Annotated in this window: 12 protein-coding genes; 3 read left to right on the top strand and 9 right to left on the bottom strand. The window is 63.1% G+C overall.

The genetic code is table 11. From position 1 onward, the window contains the following. The first annotated feature begins 78 nt into the window (after window positions 1-78). Window positions 79-1257: a hypothetical protein gene (locus ABIA96_RS11670; RefSeq protein WP_354137201.1), complete on the top strand. Its 1179-nt coding sequence runs from the start codon at window positions 79-81 to the stop codon at window positions 1255-1257. A 19-nt stretch (window positions 1258-1276) separates the two neighbouring features. On the opposite strand, the gene ABIA96_RS11665 is transcribed toward ABIA96_RS11670, so the two are convergent. The 3 genes from ABIA96_RS11665 to ABIA96_RS11655 all read right to left on the bottom strand — a co-directional run bounded on the left by ABIA96_RS11665 (window position 1277) and on the right by ABIA96_RS11655 (window position 5662). Further along, a complete protein-coding gene (locus ABIA96_RS11665) occupies window positions 1277-1855 on the bottom strand; it encodes a DUF4384 domain-containing protein (protein ID WP_354137200.1) in 579 nt (192 codons plus the stop codon). Window positions 1856-1955: 100 nt separating this feature from the next. Then, window positions 1956-3758, bottom strand: coding sequence for a caspase family protein (locus tag ABIA96_RS11660; protein ID WP_354137199.1), 1803 nt, complete (start codon window positions 3756-3758; stop codon window positions 1956-1958). Window positions 3759-3898: 140 nt separating this feature from the next. Next, on the bottom strand, window positions 3899-5662 hold the full coding sequence (locus ABIA96_RS11655; RefSeq protein ID WP_354137198.1) for a hypothetical protein: 1764 nt from the start codon (window positions 5660-5662) through the stop codon (window positions 3899-3901). 158 nt (window positions 5663-5820) lie between these two features. Here ABIA96_RS11655 and ABIA96_RS11650 point away from each other — a divergent pair, with 158 nt between their 5' ends. Beyond that, on the top strand, window positions 5821-6102 hold the full coding sequence (locus ABIA96_RS11650; protein ID WP_354137197.1) for a hypothetical protein: 282 nt from the start codon (window positions 5821-5823) through the stop codon (window positions 6100-6102). A 51-nt stretch (window positions 6103-6153) separates the two neighbouring features. Beyond that, window positions 6154-7182 (top strand): DUF4424 domain-containing protein, encoded by a 1029-nt coding sequence (locus ABIA96_RS11645; protein ID WP_354137196.1) that lies wholly within the window; start codon window positions 6154-6156, stop codon window positions 7180-7182. Between the two features lie 111 nt (window positions 7183-7293). Here the strand turns inward: ABIA96_RS11645 and ABIA96_RS11640 are convergent, their stop codons facing one another. Genes ABIA96_RS11640 through tssK form a run of 6 tightly spaced genes read right to left on the bottom strand, consistent with a single transcriptional unit; the run spans window position 7294 to window position 17027 of the window. Further along, window positions 7294-9099: a serine/threonine-protein kinase gene (locus ABIA96_RS11640; RefSeq protein ID WP_354137195.1), complete on the bottom strand. Its 1806-nt coding sequence runs from the start codon at window positions 9097-9099 to the stop codon at window positions 7294-7296. Continuing rightward, the gene (locus ABIA96_RS11635; protein WP_354137194.1) at window positions 9096-9872 is read right to left on the bottom strand and encodes a PP2C family protein-serine/threonine phosphatase; all 777 of its coding nucleotides are present in this window, start codon (window positions 9870-9872) and stop codon (window positions 9096-9098) included. The genes ABIA96_RS11640 and ABIA96_RS11635 overlap by 4 nt, the downstream gene beginning before the upstream one ends. Window positions 9873-9878: 6 nt before the next feature. After that, window positions 9879-10580 (bottom strand): type VI secretion system-associated protein TagF, encoded by a 702-nt coding sequence (tagF, locus tag ABIA96_RS11630; protein WP_354137193.1) that lies wholly within the window; start codon window positions 10578-10580, stop codon window positions 9879-9881. Next, window positions 10577-14122: a type VI secretion system membrane subunit TssM gene (tssM, locus tag ABIA96_RS11625; RefSeq protein WP_354137192.1), complete on the bottom strand. Its 3546-nt coding sequence runs from the start codon at window positions 14120-14122 to the stop codon at window positions 10577-10579. Before tssM ends, tagF begins: the two co-directional genes overlap by 4 nt. Before the next feature lie 41 nt (window positions 14123-14163). Beyond that, window positions 14164-15693: a type VI secretion system protein TssL, long form gene (gene tssL, locus ABIA96_RS11620; protein WP_354137191.1), complete on the bottom strand. Its 1530-nt coding sequence runs from the start codon at window positions 15691-15693 to the stop codon at window positions 14164-14166. After that, the gene (gene tssK, locus ABIA96_RS11615; protein WP_354137190.1) at window positions 15690-17027 is read right to left on the bottom strand and encodes a type VI secretion system baseplate subunit TssK; all 1338 of its coding nucleotides are present in this window, start codon (window positions 17025-17027) and stop codon (window positions 15690-15692) included. The genes tssL and tssK overlap by 4 nt, the downstream gene beginning before the upstream one ends.

Below are 17027 nucleotides of genomic sequence, written 5' to 3'. Positions count from 1 at the left end.
CTGCGGCCGATCACGGACTAGCCGGCCAACCGGCCAGCTGTTAGCTTCCGCCGTGGTGACGCGAGGAGACCTTCGCAGATGACGGGCAGCCCCTTCGACCCGAACACCGCACCAAAGGCCGGCAACACGGGCCAGGACCGCGCCGCGATGCGGGCGGACATGAACAAGGTCGCGCTGAAGCTGCACGAAGCCGGCATTCAGCTGTACGGCTTCTACAAGATCCACGACCTTGTACCGTACTGGAATCCGCTTGGCTTCGACTTCATGTGCGACAACTGGCGGCAATTGCTCGACGCCGCCGGCAAGGCGCCGCGGCTGGGCTCGGACCAGATCGACATGCCAGGTTATGACCCGAGGCTGAAAGCAGGGGTCAAGAGCGTCGGCTTCACGCAGACCGGCAAAGCTCCGCACGTGCATCTCGACATTGCGATCGACCGGCCCGGGCTGTGCCGGATCTACATTCTGGAGAAAGACGATGAGCGGCGTCTCGACGCGCTGCGACGGGCCCGGGTCGTTACCGCGAGAGACACCGAGGTGTTCAGGAAGATCTACCGGCGGGTGGAGGGTCTCGGTGTCGATCTCGACGAGCACATCGGTTCGCACCTGGAGGCAGGACGGCTCGTGCTCGACGGCATCAATTTCGTCGCCAAGGATCACAACCGGCTTCTCGATGTGTTGACGAATCTGAAATATCCCGCCGGCAACAGTGTCTTTTTCCGTGGAGAACGATCCGGCCGCGGTCATTTCTTCGGCAATGCCTCGTTCCTGGCAACCGAGGGCATCGGCTTTCGTCAAATCTGGCAGACATTTCCGGAGGAAAGACCGGTTGCGACGACCGACCTGCGAACCGGGCCTGCGATCGATCCCAAGGCATCGGCTCGGTTCGGCGATTCAATGAACCTGCCTGATCTCACCTCGGTGCATTGTGCCGTCTCGAAGCGGATCTGCAACTTTCACATCGACGAGATGGGCTTTGTCGTCAGGGACAGCAAAGGTACCATCATCGTCGATCCGGACGCGCTGCGGCATATTTTTGTCGAGCTGCTCTGGAAAACTGACTTGCAGGGCAAGCTGCCGTTCTGGGCGCTCGACAACGTGAACTTCATGATCCCGAGTTCGCCAACCGATTTCTCCCGCGTCGGAGTCAGCGTCGACGTCGCGAAGTTCGGGCGTGTCAGCATCGCGCTCAACGGCAGCTGCTCGGTTGACGGCAAGATGGAAACGTCCGGCACGCTCTCGCTCGGTTTCAAATTCTGAACCAGTCGACGGCCCCGGCTTACTTGATGGAATAGGATTTGACGTCCAGCGACCAATTGTTCGACACCAGTCTTCCGTTGCCGCTATCCGGCACACGCAACTCGCTGGTCCAGGCCGCCAGGTAGCTCAAGGCGTCGGCCTGGCTCTGCAGCTTGCGCGGAAGATCCGGCAAATCGAGCAACTGCACACGCCGCTCACTGAGGATCGCAACCATGATAGCCGAGCCGGTCGGCGGTGCGACGACATACTCGAAGCCACGTTGCCGCGCTGCTGGCGTCGGCACTATGAACTGGACGCCGGGCTTGACAAGATTGATGTCGCGTTCGTCCGACTGCTCCACCAACTCGGGAGTCGGAAAGATCTGGGACATCCGTCCTTCCGCATCCACATCGACCAGAATGAGATAGCCCTTTTTCCTGGAAGTTACGCCGAACGATACCTTGCCGCCGACCTCGACCGTCGGACCCGGCAGGATCTCGAGGGACACGTTCGCGGAATTGCTCTGCACCGCACTGGTCTGTCCGCGCGTGACCTGGATGCGCCAAAGCGATGAAGCGATCGCCGCGCTTGCATGCGGGGATTCTGTGGGCAACGGCACTGAGTGCGCGGGCCCTCCCATCAGCAGGAGCAGCAACGCAAGGTATATTCGCTCGCGGCGGATCGGCTCCGATGGCGACATGGCTCCCCCGGTCAAACCGTCAGGGAGCACTGAAGAAGCCGATCGAGGCGATCCGCGCGTCCGCTGGCAGGTAACGCTCGAGACTCTTGATCAGTTGCCCCGACGCACGACGCCGATTGAGCTGGATCAGGACGGTCTCAAGGTCGGACATGCGCTGCTGCGAGGTTACCGCGACAATCTGTTCGGCGCCAAAAGGCTCGCCCACCTTGAGCGGCAGCCGCAAGCTCGGCGATTTGGCCAACGGCGCATCCGTACCCACGGGATACAACATCTGGATGGTTCCATCGCCTGACACATTGAACAGCAACAGCGCCCTCGCCGCGACGTCGGACAGTTCAACTTCGATGGTCTGGCCGGCGCGCTGCTGTCGATCGTCCGGCCAAATACGCATCGTCTGGGGCGAACGAGTCGCAATTCGCTTGAGCTCGCGGATGGCCGCGGTGCGATCCACGACTGTCGGCAAATTGGCCACGTCCATCCCGTAGGCGACCACATCGCCCCAGGCGATCACGTCATGAGACACGGGGTCCCAGATCAAGTCGGGATTATCCGTCGGCTGAACCGCCTGTACGGTGACATCCTTCGTGCTCACGCCCGAGAAATAGCTCATCTTGCCGTCGAGCGCCGCCAAGCGGATTGGCGTTGAAAGGCGGAAGGGCGCCGGTGCGGTGCCGGCGAGCGCGGTGCCGGTCGGAACTGGATTGCCGGGAGCTGAATTGGGCGCGGCGGCAAGGGTTGGCGCCGTCGGAGTCTTGGTCGTGGCAACCGGTGCGGGGAGCGCCTTCCCATCGGCGGAAACCGTAGCCTGAGCAGTGGCGGTTCTCGCGGCCGGCCCCTGAATGAGCACCACGCCGCGCGTCAGTTCGAAGGCGACGTCCGTCTCCGGCGCCTGCGCGGGTGACGATATCGTCACGATGTTCTGGCGCTGGTCTGAAAGCTGATAGACCACCTGGCGGACGTTGGCGAAGAGCTCCCTGAGTGTCACCTTGCCATCGTGATTGATGTCCGCGCTGCCCTCTACGGCCCGCGCCACCGCGTAGCTGAGAGCCCCGCGGAGGCCATCGATGCCGGGGATTCGCACTTCCGGGGCCTTGGTATTGCGATCAACGGCGGCCAGGAACGCGGTGTGATCGAGATCGAGCTCGGACTTCGGATCGTTGCTGTCCGACACCGGTTTCAATTCATCGACCAGCAGCGTATAGCGCGGCACCTGGCGAAAACTCATCTCCTCAGCCCGCGGATCGATATCGCGCACCATTCCGCCTCCGTGGCAGGTGTCCGCGACGAAAATCACTTTCGCACCGCGCAGTACGAACTGCCGGATGAAGTGGTTGAACTCGCTCCCCAGAATACGTTCGACCGATCCAGTCGGCGTGGTTTCGAAGCCTGGCAGCAGGAACACGTTCTCCATGCCGTCCGGCTCCGAGCCCTTGATGCGCTCCGGCTCCTGCGTGCCGTGGCCAGCGATCGACAGAAAGACGAGATCGTTGTTCCTTGTCCGCTCCACCATCGCGCTGATTTCGCGCAGCACGCTCGCCCTGTCCGCTTGGGCATTGGCCAGCTCGACGACGTCGCCAACCCCCATCGTCTTCAGGCTGGACACGATATCGGCGGCGTCGGCGACCGCCCCCTTCAGCTTGCGGACGTGTTGATAATCATCAATGCCGATCACGAGCGCACGCACGGCCCCGCCATCCGGATTGCTGATGGAAAGCGCTTCCGCCGCCCGAGCATGGTGCAGCGGCAGGCCGATCATCGCGGCGAGCGCGATGGCGACGCACAAGCGGCCGAACCTGTGGTCAAATCCTCTGGAGCTTCGCATCCTGATCCACCTCGACGTCATGCAGGCCGCCCCGGAACCAGACTGTCGGATCGAGGCGGTGGCCCGCCGTCCTGGCGTTCGAAACGCCAGCCAGCGGGCAGCAGTTCACAATCATCTGTAGCGCCGAGGACACCGCGGGTTCAGCGCTTCCTGGTCGCTGGCTTGTTGGTCGCGGCTTTGGCAGCCGTCGATTTGCGCCCCGTCGGCGCATCGTCCTCTTGATAGGCATCCGCCGAAACCGTCGCCTGGTCATCCGCGAAGGCACGGAAACGGACCGGATTGTAGCCACGTGCTAGCAAGCTCGCCAACGGATAGACGTTGCGGCAGACGCGTCCGTTGCATCCACCGGTCGAGGATTCCATCACCTCCGCCTTGCGATCGGGCGTGAACCGCAGGAATAACATCACATGGGAGCCCGGCTTGTTGAGCGCATCGCCGGGCTTGAGGTCCCACGGATTCGACACGGGCGTCGCGATCGCCGGGATGGCGGCGGTCGTGTAGTGAACCGAGAGTCCCCACGCGGCGCTGACGAACGCCGAACAGTCAACGCCCGCCACGTCCGGCCGCGGCGCGTTGCGGGTGCAGACGTTGCCGGCCAGCGTCCCGCTCTCGATCCGCTGCCGGAAGTTTGCGAGCGAACCGTGGCAGCCCCAGCAATAGGGTACGCCGCGCACTTCCTGGTTCACCTTGCCCTGTAGATACCACGGCCGGCGAACGCGGTTGAATCCGCTGCACTGGCTATCCGGATCGTTGCCATAGTTCGCCTGCGTCAGCTTCCACTGCACGCCTTCGAATGCGAACGCGGTCTCGATCGCCTGCTGACGATTGGACGGCCGGACCGCGGCAGTCGCGCTGAACTTAACGTCGTTGTTGGGTCGGCCGTTGGAGCCCGGGGCCGGCTTCGCTGAGGCACGCGACGGCCGCACGTCGATGACCGACACGTTGCCTAGCGGTTTGAAGCCAACGCCAACCACTTCGACACCGTCCGGCTTGGTTCGCAGGAAATAGACATCGCCATCACCCGAGACGGTGACGAACCGCCTGGTCAGTGGGGTGTTCTCGAGTGGCAGTTCGTAGATTCCCTCGAGACGACCATTTGCGGCATAGCGTGCAACGAAGGTCGAGGCGTTCTTCCCCGACGGTGGGATGTCCTCGGCCAGCACATAGAAGCGGTCGCTGTTGTCAATCTCGAGAAATTCGACCGTGCCGAGCTGGTCGCGCACGCGCAGACCGAGCGCGCCAATGCTCTCGTTCGTGACCATGGTCTGGATCTCGATCCGTACGCTCGAATTGTCCTTGTCCGGGATGACGTCGGCGATCACCGAGCCCTTGCGGGACGCGATGTATTGCCGGTCGGGCTGCCGCCCCTTCCTGATGACGGCCGCGCGCGTGTTCTGGTCGAGTAGGTCGGTTGCACTGCCTGGCGGCTGCGACCCCATCTGGGCGAAGGCGGAGACGGCGACCTGATCGTCCACGCCGCGGCTTGAGACCTCCTCGAGCTGGATCTCGTCGCCGAGCCCACGCGTGGACTGCCCCGCCGCTGCCTTCAACGTGCGCACGCCGCCGTCCCAAACCATGATGTCGTCGTTGTGAACGACGAGGTCGGTCGGCTGGACATCCTTCGGCATCTTCAGGACGTCCGGGGCGGAGTTCGGTTGTTTGGGATCGAACTGGAGAATGCGGCCGTTGATCTGGTCGAGCACGAACAGGTTGCCCTGCCCGTCGGCGCTGAGCGCTTGGGGCCCCCCCAGTTCCACGTCCTCGCTGGCGGGAACGATGCCTACCATCGAGGGCGCCGAACCGCCGGCGAAGTTGCGCACGACAGTATCCTCGGCGTGCGCCGCGGTGGCGAAAATGCCGGCACCGGCGATGAAGACCCAAGTCCAGCAAAATCGACGAAACATATTCGCCTCAGTGTACCCCGAACCGATCGTCGCGCCGGACCGACTAATCCGAGATGCCGTTAGTGCGGCGCGTCAATTAGTGGTGAGCAATCTCGATCCCGTTCAATTCTATCACTGGACGGTGATAGTCCGAATTCTTCAGCTTGCGGTGCAAATTCATGACAAGGAACAGATTTGAACAGGTCAACGAAGTCCAGCCCGACGCCATCACGCTGGTCCTGAAACGCGACAATGGCGGCGCCACCGCATCGGTCGTGATGCCAGCGGCTGCGAGCGGCGGGCGGCTGTCAAATGACCAGGTCAGCGCCCCGTTGCCGGCCCAGGATGCCTTTCGCGGCGCGATCCGGCTCGCCAATGATGTAAAGCTCGCGATCGTGGTGTGGGATCCGGACGGCGTCTGGAAGTCCGAATGGGGCGAGCTTTACCAGGCCCTCGACTGATCCATTGCCGGGCGGAACCGGCACATGTTGCCACGCCATATGGAGACTAGCATGGTGAATGAACCGCCGCCCCGGCCTTCGTTCTGGATACGGGCCCTGATGGCCGCGTTGATGGTTGCAACCGGCTGGCCGGCGCAGGCCAACGACTCGGCTGCCGAATTGTCGATTGGCGGGCTGCAGTTCGTTCACACCAACGATGTGGCTATGGAGAGCGAGGATCTGCGTATCGCGCTCGACAAGGTCAGCGTTCGCTATCAATTCGCCAACATCACCAACAAGGCGGTTACGCTGACTGTGGCCTTTCCGCTGCCTGACATCGACCTCTCGGAAGCCGACAATATTGCCCTGCCGTCGAACGACCCGGTGAACTTCGTCGACTTCGAGACCAAGGTCGACGGCAGCCCGGCGCCACTGACCATCGATCAGCGCGCCATGATTGGCGACAAGGATGTCAGCGCTCAGCTCCGCCAGTTCAAGCTGCCGCTGCTGCCCATCGGCAGCCGGGAGATCCGGGTGGCCGACCTGCCCGCAACAATCCGGACGCGGCTGGTGGACGACGGGCTCTTGATGCCCGCCGGCATGAGCGACAACGGTCGGCAGCAATATGCACCCGGCTGGGTCACCAGGACCTCCGCCGTACGTCAGCAGGTGTTCCCGCCCGCGCGCACCGTTGTCGTTGAACATCAGTACCGGCCGAGCGTCGGCTCCAGTGCAGACACTATCCTGCGCGCGGGCCTGCGCCGCAGCAGCGCGCTTGGTCCGGAGGTCGCGCGTTATCGGAAGGAATATTGCGTCACGGATGCATTCCTCGCCGAGCTTGATAAGCGCGCAGGCGACGTCCAGGCCAATAGCGCGAAGCTGCAGGAGCGGCGCATATCATACGTGCTCAAGACCGGCGCGAATTGGGCAGGTCCGATCCGATCGTTCAAGCTGACCATCGACGCCGGCGGCAGCGACCGCCTGGTCAGCTTCTGTCAGGGTCGGCTCAAGGCATCGCCTGCGGGGCGCACGTCTGAATATACGGCAAGCGACTTCAAACCGGATACCGACCTGAAGATCCTGGTGATCGGAAAATTCTAAACCGCGATGAATTGGGATGAACTGCCATCGCGGCTTTTAGCTCATTGATTGAGCATGATCCCAGCGGAAAACTGCTTCAACCTTTTCCGGATCATGCGCCGAGCGCGCTGATCAGTTCGTGAGCAACACGTAGCGTGCCGCCGCGGTGATCGCCACATGGTTGCGCTGGGAATCGCTCAACGCCTGCAGGAAGAATGTATCAGCGGCCGTCGGTCTCGGCTGGCGCAACGAGTCAAGAACCTGCGGCGTGGCCACAGCCAATAGCAGTTGCGGACCGTTCGCGCGCGGTGTCGGGAGCGTGAACGAAAGCGAGTCGATTCCCGGCCTCAAAAGGTAGGACAGGCTCTGCACCTCGCCGCGGTCCGAAACCATGAGCAGCTCCACTACGCGGTTCGCGAAGTTCTCGATGGTGCCATTGAGGGTTTCGCCTCCCTTTAGCTCCGTCGCCGACAGGGTGATACGCGGCACTCGCGTCTGATCGCTCCCGAGCTGGCTCAGGAACTTGACGGCAGGGCACTGTGCCTCGGTCACCTGCCTGACACCAACCGACGCCTCAAATCCCTGCTCCCGCCGGAACGCTTTGTCGAACGTGTCGAACGGAGCCGTCGAAGCACCGAAGCCTTCGATCACCGCGGCGGTTTGACTAACCGCAACCGGCAAGATGAAGAAGCAGTCGCCGCCGGAATATTGGGCCACGTATTTGCGGATGCGGTCGGCTCGCGCCGGCCCATCACTGGGCTGAGTGGGTGTCCCCGTCGGCGGTGGCAATAGCTTCGCCGGCTCCTGACGTTCGGGCTTTGGCGGGGGTTCAACCTTCGTCGGCGACATCGTTCCCGAAAGCTTCGGAGGCGGCGGCAAAGTCGGCACGCCGGGCGTCGACCGGACCAGCTCGAATAAAGCATACCCGCTCCCGCCGAGCACAAGCAGCACCGCTGCCACGCTCACACCGAGCCAGGGGATGCGCCACCTTGGAGCGGTCGATGGCGCCATGTCCTGTCGGACCTGCGCGGCACTTTCGGGCCGCGCCAACGGATCGAAGCCGGACAACGGCGCGGTGGATGTGCGAGCCAAACCGGTCGGCGTCCAGTTGGCGACTTCCGCCATGGTTGGACGCAACGCCGGATCGGGCTGCAGCATCCGCTCCAGCAAGGGCCTGATGCGCATGTCTACCGCACCGAGATCGGGTACGCGCCGGCGCTTTTCAACCAGCTGAAACTGGCTCCCGCCCATGTCGAGCTTCTGTCCGGTCAGCGCATGAAACAGCACGAGGCCAAAGCTGTAGACGTCGGATTTGGCGGTAACCTCGTTGCCGTACAGCCCGACCTGTTCCGGCGATGCGTAATTGTCCTTGCCGGCAAAGCCGGAGCCGATGATGGTCTTGTCACCCATCTGGGTCGATCGCGCGATACCGAAATCGATGATCTTGGCGCGCCTCACATCATCGAGCGGGACGATAATGTTGTCCGGAGAGACGTCGCGATGGATGATGCCATGCTCGTGGGCGGCATCGAGCCCGGACGCGACGCGCTGCATCAGCTTCACGAGCGCCTCGAAGGTCAACGGGCCCTCGTCGAGCATGTTCGACAGCGAGCGGCCATTCACGAACTCCATCGCGAGATATGGCCGCTGCAGTACTGGCTCTACCGTGAACAGGAAATAGCGAACGATCGCATCGTGCGGAAGATTGTGGAGTGCCGCCGCCTCGCGCCGGAACAGCGCAAGCGCCGCCTCGTTTTCGACCATGTCTGGCAACAGCATCTTCACCGCAACCGGCGATCCGGTCTGGATCTCACGGCACTTGTAGACCTCGCCCATCCCGCCCGCGCCGATCACCGCTTCGATCTCGTAGATACCGTTGAGCCGAGTGCCAGGCGGCACACTGCGGTAGTTCGACCGGAACGGATCGTTGGAGTTCATGCTTGCGGCTCCCGATCCAGCGGCGTTCTCGTTGGCTCCGAGGATCGCGGCATCAGCAGCCGCACCACTACGATCGTCACGTTGTCGTGCCCTCCTCGGTCCAGAGCCAAAGCAAGCATATCATCGCAAGCCGCCTGCGCGCGCTGCGTGGCTGCATACTGCAGGATCTCGTCGTCCTGCACATGCCTGGTCAGGCCGTCGCTGCAGATCACAAAGACATCTTCCGGCTCGGCCGGACCTGTCACGACCTCGAACTCCGGATCGTCGGCGACGCCGACGGCCCGGGTGATCGCACTGCTCGGCCAGTCCTTGACGTCCTCGCGCGACACCGCACCACCGGCAATAAGTTCCTCCAGCTCGCTGTGATCATGGGACACCTGGTTGATGCCACCGCGATTGATCAGGTAGACCCGGCTGTCGCCTGCCCATATACAGGCATAATAGCCGTCGCGCACGAGCAGAACCGCCGCCGTGGTGCCGACGGTTGCGCCTTGACGTTCCCGGCTGAGCGTCAGTATCTGCTGGTTCGCGCGGAACAGCCGCTCCTCGCACTCCGCCAGAAAGTCGGCGGCGGAATCCGTCATGCCTATTGCATCAAGCGACTGCACGACGATGCGGCTCGCGAGATCGCCGGCCTCGTGGCCACCCATGCCGTCTGCGACCGCCCACATGCCGACATCGGTCCGGACCAGGCAGGAATCTTCGTTACGCGTCCGCACCCGTCCAGCATGGGTGACGCTGCCAACATCGAACAAGGATGCGACTTGCACCATCGCGCGTCACCCGGTCCCGGGTTCTGTACGGCCGAGATCGCCGGTCAGCAGCGTGGAATAGTGAAACGGATCCGGCAATCCGCGACAAGCCAGCGCCATTGACGGAAAGCCCTCCCCACCGGCGGTCCACCAGAAACTGGCAGCGGCATGGATCTGCGGATTTGCGGCAGCAAGCGCGGTGAACGACTGGGCGAACGCGCCGACGTCTGAAAGCGCTCCCACCCCCGTTGCGCCCAATGCGGTCACGTCCGATCCATTGGAGGGCGATGGCTGTACTCGCGGCAGCGCAAGACGATCCAGCGAATCCGAGATCTGCTCGAACGTCGCGGCGCGATCCAGGGTCGAGAGCAGAAAGGCCTCCGCCTTGGCGAACCATTCATCCTGCGGGTCGATGCCCGGCGGCGGCAACAAGGCGATCTCGTCGCTCACCGCATGCAGCGTCAACGGATAGTATCGCCCCACCCCATCGAGCGAAGGCATGATCGCCCCTGTCACCGTGGTGCCGCAGATCGCAGCGCCGAGCCAGAAGCGCCACACCGGCGCAGTGAGGAAGGCCTGCTGCCAGCCCGAGCCAAGCTGATGGCGGCTTGCAGACAGCCCAGCCTGCACCCACGGCTCCCAGGCTTCCAGGAAGCTGCGCGGCGTTGCGATCGCGATGAAATCGCGTTTGGCGCAGATCTTGCCGAATAGCCCGCAACGCATGGTCATATTCCGGTCGGGCAACGAAACTCGCGGAGCACGGACAGCTTCAGGGGATTGCGCAACGATCCGGTCGAAATCTGATAGTTGAGCTCTCGCCCGGCAACGATGAAAGTCGCACTGGCGCTTTCCGCCTTCACAGCCAAAGAGCCCGCCTCCAGCATCCGGAACAACGACCAGGGACCGATGCGCTCGAGAATGGATGGCGCTCCGGTATCGTTGCTCACCGAAATCGCGGTCCGCGGCGATGGGCCCGGCCAGAGCACGGTGGTCGGTGGGTTGCTTTGCGATTGCGGTGGCGGCGGCGGAGGTTGCGCGCCGCCGAACATCGACGACGCGGTCGGCGCGCCCGGCGTGGTCGGACTCGCGATTGTAGTACCGCCGATCTCCGTCGTCACCGACACGCCGGGTCCGGATGCGCCCGGCGGCCGGATCGCAAACGATACCGCCGGCACACTGCCGCCGGTCTGGAAGAAAGCATCACGGATATAGGCCGCATTCTGGAACTGCTTCAGCGTGTCGGGGGAGAACGATCGTCCGACGGGACTTTCCTTTCGCCAGGCCCAGTCCGATTTCGAGGTGTCGGCGTAAGGCGCGAGGTACTGGGTGAAGAACTTGTCCATGACGCCGTTCGGACTGAACACCTTGGCGAAGTCGGCGAGCGGAACCTCCTGATTGCTACCGCGGACGAACGGGTAGCGATTGGTCACCGTCTGCTGGCAAACCGGCGTAACCTGATCGCGCAACGTCTGCAGAATCTGTCCGGCGGTCGAGGCTGCGATGTTGCCTTCAAACTCCGCAGCCGCCGCGCGCAGCATGTCGGAGAACGGCGACGGCATGCGGGAGGCATTATTGCGCAGGGCAGCGACCTCGGTCTGAAGCGAAGCGGTCGCCTGCGCGTTCAATTGTGGATTCTCGACCATCAGCGTCAGGTTCTGCGCGATATCGTTCAGGTTGGCGATGGTCGAGTCGATCGGCCGGTGCGTGCTGTCGCCCTCCAGCACCGCATGATAGGGCTTGAACTGTGCTTCGATCGTCGCCCCGGGCGGTCCATCCTGGGCGTTGGTGAAAAGAGCCGGTGCCGGCGCGGCCGCAGCGGGCGCCGCTGCGTTGGCCGGCTTCGGCCGCTCCTTGGTCAGCACCGTCTCGTCGCGCACCGATTCCAGGATTTGCCGCATCGGTGAGGTTGGCGCGGAAAGCGCCCTCAGCACCTCGTATTTCGGCTTGTCGGCGAGCAGTTTCTTCAGACGCAAGCTGCCCAGTGCGGTTCGCCACGTCGTGACAAATTCGTTGGAATAAATATTCAAGAGGTCGCCGGCGAGGTTGTCGTACTGCTGGTCGATGGCCGATTGCTGGCCGGCATCGCCCAGCACCCAGCGCTCCTTCTTCATGCGCTCCGACAATCCCGGCAGTTTCGCGACGAAGTTTTGCTGGAAGCCGTTATACGTAAAGAACTGGGGCACCCGCACGGCGTCCAGCGGCTGCCCCGTCGTGGTTTCGAACACGACGGCCATATCAGGGCCACCGCGCCGGGCGGCGATCCAGTCGCCTGCGGTTGATGACCGCGCCTCGGATTTCAGGAACTCGTAGGCGCGCTGCGACACACTGAGGCGCGCGAGCGAGTTCTGCGCCTGCTTGATCAGCCGGCCGTCAAGCTGGACAAGCGGCGGCTGGTCCGTCTCGAGGTCGAACATCGCGGTGAGATTCTCATCGAGCAGGCGCCGTCCTTCCGCGTTGGTTGCGCCGGGATAGAGGTTGTCCTGCCAGTCGCGCTGCATCCAGGAGCGGATCAGCTCGCGGTCCGGCGACTGCAGGCCGCCGAGCATCAGGTAGACCTTGAGCGCCTCGTAAACGAACGCGGGCTCGTTGATGCGCGCATTGAGCTGCTCCTCCAGGCGATACAGCAGGCGCGGCCGGAACATGCGTTCGAGCGCGGCGTGATAGGCGGCCTTGGAGGGCGACAGCAGGCGTTCATGCTGGCTGAGGCCGTAGCGGGCCGACAGGGGCACCGCCTCGTTGCGCAATCCGTAGCCTGCGGGCGCGTTGCGCAGCCGATAGAGCAGCGGCAACACCTTGTCGAGATCGTGGTCGTCGATCAGCGTCTGCTTGATGAGCGGCGCCCCGGCGGCTGCATATTCGTTGTCCACCTGCAGGCTCTGCTCGATCAGGTCGGAATTGCGCTTGTAGCTCGTCAGCCACGCCGCGATCAGCCCGATCGAGACAAGGCCGATCAAGGACAGCGCTGCGGTCTTGATGATCAGCGCGCGGCGGACCGCAGCACGATCAGTCGAGACCCAGTCAGCCTCACCGATGATGACTTTGGAAATGAGATCGGCAAGGAAGTAGCTCTTGCCCGTTCCTGAATAGGATCCGGAACCGACCTCCTCGGCGCCGAACGTGCGCGCAAGCGACCCGATCAACTGGTCGATCGGCGTCCCCTGCTGGGTACCCGAGGTGAAGTAGAACCCGCGCAGGTTCGCATTGACGTGATAGCGCGTCGGTTCGAATATCTGGTTGAGGAAGTCGTGGATCTGCGGCTTGAGGCGCGCCATCTGCGCGGGGAAGCCAAACAATTGGACGCGGTGTTGCGGCGTCGGTTCGTCCTGCAGACGATCGAGCGTTTCCTCGCTCAGGCGCTCCAGCAGACGGTCAAACTCGACCGGAATCTGCCCCACCAGATTCTGCGTCTTGTCGGCGGTCTGGAACGTGGCGCCCCAGACCTGACGGCGACCGGCCTCGCCGAGATAGGCGAAATATTCGGTGAAGCCGGCAACCAGATCGGTCTTGGTAAAGAGGGCATAGACCGGGAAGCTGACCTTGAGCCTCTGATGCAGTTCGAGGAGGCGCATCCTGACGGCGTCGGCGTGAAGCGCGAGTTCCTGCTTCGGCAGCGTCAGCACATCCTCGACACTGATGGCGACGAGAACGCCGTTGATCGGCTGGCGCGACCTGCTCTTCTTCAGGATGTCGAGAAAAGCCAGCCAGCTTTCCTTGTCAGCCTTGCTGTTGGAGTCCTGGGTCGTGTAGCGGCCGGCGGTGTCGATCAGCACGGCCTCTTCGGTAAACCACCAATCGCAGTAGCGGGTACCGCCGACCCCCGCGATCGCCGCCGGCGTTGCTCCGCGTGCGAGCGGAAATTTGAGCCCGGAATTCACCAGCGCTGTGGTCTTGCCGGCGCCGGGGGGGCCGATGATGACGTACCAGGGCAGATCGTAGAGGTAGCCCGACTTGTTTCCGCTTGCGGTCTTCAGCGTCGCGAGTGCATCCTTCATGCGCTCTTTGAGCACCGGTTCGTCGCTGACAGGCTGATCGGACGCGCTGATCCCGTCGGCGATCTTCTCGGCGTTCTTGCGTCGCTTGAAGTAGCTGAAGCCGCCGATGCCAGCCGCCGCCGTGGTGAGCAGCAGAATTGCGATTTGGCGGATAATGTGGTTCTCGAGTGGGTGCCAGTCGCCAAATGCGATGAAGGGACCGGCGAAATAGATCACGCAGCCGAGCGAGCTGAGCCCAACTCCGTAAAGAATGATGCGGATAATATCCTTGGCGAGCATTGACCGGTACCTGTCGCAAACAGCGTGAGCTGTGGTGGCAGCTATTCGCTGCGTTCAATAAAGATTTCGACACGCCGGTTCTTGGCGCGTCCTTCAGGTGTCGTATTGGGAGCGATCGGCGCGTCCGCGCCCTTGCCCTCGACGTCGACACGTGAACCATCGGCCAGGCCCGGCTTCAGCGCCGCGGCGACCGCCTTGGCGCGCTCGACCGACAATTCGAAGTTCGACGGGAAGCGCACGGTGCGGATCGGCGAACTGTCGGTATGGCCGACAACCCGGATTCGTCCCGGCTCCTTGTCGAGGGTTGCAGCGACCCGGACCGCAATCGGCTTGAAGCCGTCGAGGATGGTGGCCTGGCCCGACGAGAACAGTGCGAGGTCACAGACCCTGATCACGATGAAACTCGCGGTCTGGTCCGCGGTCATGGCGCAGGCGGTATTCTCCTTGGCGAGCGCGTTGCGGATGCGCTGCAACTGGGTGATGCGGTCCGGCTGTGGTGGCGGAGGCGGTGGTGGCGGTGGCGGCGGCGCGATCACCTTGCGTTTGAGCTCGATCGGATCGGTGGGATGCAGGGCCAGCGCCACCTCGGCGGCATTCTCTGACCGGCCGGCCAGCAGTGTGCGCAAGACGAAATAAGAGCCCGTCAGCAGCGCGGCGACCACGGCGGCTACCAGCCAAACCGGAACACGGAGGCGCTGCCGGCGAGCCGCCAGCGCCTGCCCCCGCCAGTTCGGCGACAGGTCGCTCATCGTCTTGGGACGGACCCGGCGCAGCGTTTCATACAGGTTGCGCTGGATCACCTGGAGGTTGGCAAGCCCACCCGTCGATGTGCGGTGAATGCCCTGGAAGCCGAGCGCGAGGCAGGCATGCTGCAGTTCGAGCACCGGATAATTGACCAGCGGATCAACCTTCAAATGGTCCAGGATCTCGAAGAAGCGGACACCGCCCACTCGCTCGCCAAAGAACCGGCTCAACATCGAGTATTGCGTCCAGACGTGGCGCTCCTCGGTCGGGATATGCTGCACGATATCGTCGGCGGTGGCGCACAGGATATATTTCGCCGTATTGGCCTGGTGCTCGGAGATGCCCGCCGAACGGATGTCCTTCTCGAAGAATTTTATGGCATCGGCCACTTGTTCCATCAAACTTGCGAATGATGCGCGCATGAGCGCCACCCGCAAGCGGCCGAGCAGTTGCAGCAAGGGCCCTGCGGCGCGCATCACCGGATTGGCGTTCGGCGCGACCAGATCGTCGATGCGTAAAGGCGGTCCGGGCGGCAGCATCGCTTGCTGCGCGGAGGGTTGCGTCGGGGTCGATATCCATTCCTCCGACGGATGGCTGGTTGGTGCGGCGGCGTAGCTCGGGCCCTGCGGAACCGGGGAAAACGATGACGACGGCGCGGCGCCGGGAGACGGCACGGGCGACGGCGAATAGGCAGGGCGTGCTGCAGGCCCTTCTCCCGCCGGCGGCTGGGCGGCAGGCGCCGGCGGCAACTTCCCGCCGGGATTGGGACGGATGATCGTCCGCTCGCCCCGACCGAAAGGATTGACCGGCTTGTCCCTGTCGCTCATGGCCTATCTTCCAGGATCGCCCAAAGGTACAGCTCAAGCTCCGGCCAGTCGCCGGAGAAGTGCATCCCGATCGAGGCCGCCGTGCTGAACTCGGGCCACAGCGGCGACTTGCGATCGAGATAGAAATAGACGTGATCGGTGATTGCCCGGATGTGCGGCGGCGGGGTCGGCAAGTGCACCAATGTCAACCCCGGCAGGTTGGCGTGCACGATCTCGTTCATCTTGGTGTTCGGGCCGACCTTGAACAGATGCGGGAAATCGTTCTGGATTTCCACGAGCGGCCGCCGTGCTGCAACTTCGAGCACCAAGGTTGCATTCCGGAATAGCGCCCGATCGCGGATCGGCGACACGAATGCGTTCTGTGCACGCTCGATGATCTCGAGGCGGATCGCCCTCCGGCCGAGCCGAGCGCTCAGGAAGTCCTGAATGTCGCTTACCAGGGGGGTGAAAATGTTCTCGAGGTCATCATGATCGTATGCCCGATAGTTGCGTGCACGGCGTTCCGGCGTGGCAAACGTCGCAAGCTCACCGGCGAACCTCAGCAACTCCTCGTACAGCCGTTCGGGATGGACACTTCCGGAGCGCTGGAAATGGGTCAGCACGGGAATGGTGCGGTTGAGGACCTGCAGCACCAGATAGTCCACGCTCTGCAATCCGCCACCAGACGATGGATCGACCGCGTAGCGTGCGAGCTCATCGAGCTTGGTTTCGACCCAGCCAATGATGCGATTGAGCCAGCCGTCGATGATCGGATGTGCGGCGCAGACCAGCATCGGCGGCACGAACTTGTCGTCGAACAGCACGTTCTTGTCGCGCACCTCCAGAATGCGCGCGATGCCGAGGCCCATGTATCCTGGCTTGCTGGTCTTGCGCAATTCGAATGACAACCGCGGATAGGCGATGTCGATCTCTTCCTCGATGCGCAGCATGGAGGTCGAGTCGATGAAAGTCTCCGAAGTGCGAACATAGCGGCTGGCGCTGTCGGTCCGATCTTCGTCCACTTCGCGGGTGTTGGGTGCGGCGATGGGCATCATCAGCCAGACGATCTGGCCGGCAGCCGAATCCGGCACCTCGATCGCGTCCGGGATCGGGCTGTCCGCTGGGATGTCGAATGGCGTGCCATCCGGCATGACGCCGGAGGCGTTGCGCACCGCAAATTTACTCTGTTCAGTGAGGTCCGTGTCGATCTCGAGCTGGGCAAATCCCCAAGGGTATGGCGTCGTGTAGCGAACGCGCTTTTCCAGCAAGTGTTCGACATAGCGATCATTCTGCTGCAAATGGTGCGGCCGCAGAAACAGACCTTCCGACCAAAAAACCTTGCTGTACCAAGACAT

The sequence above is a fragment of the Bradyrhizobium sp. LB11.1 genome, from assembly GCF_040549385.1.
In the GTDB taxonomy this organism is placed as follows: Bacteria; Pseudomonadota; Alphaproteobacteria; order Rhizobiales; family Xanthobacteraceae; genus Bradyrhizobium.
The sequence above is the reverse complement of the archived record's forward strand: the minus strand, read 5'-3'. Positions and strand labels throughout refer to the sequence as shown.

Excerpts from the sequence above, each read along its gene's own strand:
- ABIA96_RS11670 (WP_354137201.1), top strand. The coding sequence starts at position 79 with ATGACGGGCAGCCCCTTCGACCCGAACACCGCACCAAAGGCCGGCAAC.
- ABIA96_RS11660 (WP_354137199.1), bottom strand. The coding sequence starts at position 3,758 with ATGCGAAGCTCCAGAGGATTTGACCACAGGTTCGGCCGCTTGTGCGTC.
- ABIA96_RS11655 (WP_354137198.1), bottom strand. The coding sequence starts at position 5,662 with ATGTTTCGTCGATTTTGCTGGACTTGGGTCTTCATCGCCGGTGCCGGC.
- ABIA96_RS11650 (WP_354137197.1), top strand. The coding sequence starts at position 5,821 with ATGACAAGGAACAGATTTGAACAGGTCAACGAAGTCCAGCCCGACGCC.
- ABIA96_RS11645 (WP_354137196.1), top strand. The coding sequence starts at position 6,154 with ATGGTGAATGAACCGCCGCCCCGGCCTTCGTTCTGGATACGGGCCCTG.
- ABIA96_RS11640 (WP_354137195.1), bottom strand. The coding sequence starts at position 9,099 with ATGAACTCCAACGATCCGTTCCGGTCGAACTACCGCAGTGTGCCGCCT.
- ABIA96_RS11635 (WP_354137194.1), bottom strand. The coding sequence starts at position 9,872 with ATGGTGCAAGTCGCATCCTTGTTCGATGTTGGCAGCGTCACCCATGCT.
- tagF (WP_354137193.1), bottom strand. The coding sequence starts at position 10,580 with ATGACCATGCGTTGCGGGCTATTCGGCAAGATCTGCGCCAAACGCGAT.
- tssM (WP_354137192.1), bottom strand. The coding sequence starts at position 14,122 with ATGCTCGCCAAGGATATTATCCGCATCATTCTTTACGGAGTTGGGCTC.
- tssL (WP_354137191.1), bottom strand. The coding sequence starts at position 15,693 with ATGAGCGACAGGGACAAGCCGGTCAATCCTTTCGGTCGGGGCGAGCGG.
- tssK (WP_354137190.1), bottom strand. The coding sequence starts at position 17,027 with ATGTCTTGGTACAGCAAGGTTTTTTGGTCGGAAGGTCTGTTTCTGCGG.